We start from the raw sequence: 865 nt of genomic DNA on the forward strand, positions 1-865 counted from the left end.
GTGAACGCCGATAACGGTGTATCACATATAGGATGCCGAGCAAGTTATATGGTATTGAATGGTTGATAATCCTATCGGAATTATCAACGATTCAACACCCCAAAACCATCATTATGAAGTAATTGAAAATTAAATACTAACTTTAGAGAACTGGACTAGGGCTTTTCATAGGAGCCATTGTTGTGCATAGTTTTTTATTCAGTTTTATATTCTGTTCTCAATTCAGCGTAATAATCATCTTCCGTATTGAGTAGGCTTTCCTCAAACTTATATTTCAAATATTCCATATCTAATTCATTCAAGGAAACTGTCTTTTTTCCGTTCATAAAGTTGTCAATTGCTTTTTTATGATAAGCGCAAAAAATTCCCCAAACCATTAGTTTTATAAAGTCAGATTCATTTTCTGTTTTCAATTCCGCATTGTCCCAAGAATCCGATAATGTTTTAAAATTTCCGCCACCTTTTTCAACTGTTTTTCCATCCGAAATATCAATTTCAGATGGATAATATTTAATTGTCTGATTATAAACTTCCCTAAAGGTCATTTTTTTGCGGGTTTTGGTAAATTATGCACAACGAGTTTGTGTATGATTAGTTGCGGAAAAAGACGCGAGTCATTTTCCGCCGTAACCGAAAGATAATTAATAAGATTGAATTTCCGAGAGGAAATTCAGCCGCAATTAATTATACACGTTGTGCCTGTTGCACAAGTTATAAAAAAAGGGGCATTTCGATCTTGCCGATCCGTAAAAGGATCGTAACTTTAGGTATGCAGGGTAAAAAGGATTATCAAGAGAAGCTTTTCAATAATTTCCAATTAAGTGACCGGGTACCGCAGACGAATTTCTACCGTCGTTTAAAAGGC

At 34.8% G+C, this 865-nt stretch carries 1 protein-coding gene; it reads right to left on the minus strand.

All coding sequences use genetic code 11. The annotated features are described in order from the left end of the window. Positions 1–194 precede the first annotated feature (194 nt). A complete protein-coding gene (locus BFP75_RS10250; protein WP_099545274.1) occupies positions 195–545 on the minus strand; it encodes a hypothetical protein in 351 nt (116 codons plus the stop codon). Positions 546–865 lie beyond the last annotated feature (320 nt).

The sequence above is a fragment of the Maribacter sp. 4G9 genome (genome assembly GCF_002742265.1).
Taxonomy (GTDB): Bacteria; Bacteroidota; Bacteroidia; order Flavobacteriales; family Flavobacteriaceae; genus Maribacter.

Bases quoted from the DNA above. Each gene is read 5' to 3' on its own strand.
- BFP75_RS10250 (WP_099545274.1), bottom strand. From the start codon at position 545: ATGACCTTTAGGGAAGTTTATAATCAGACAATTAAATATTATCCATCT.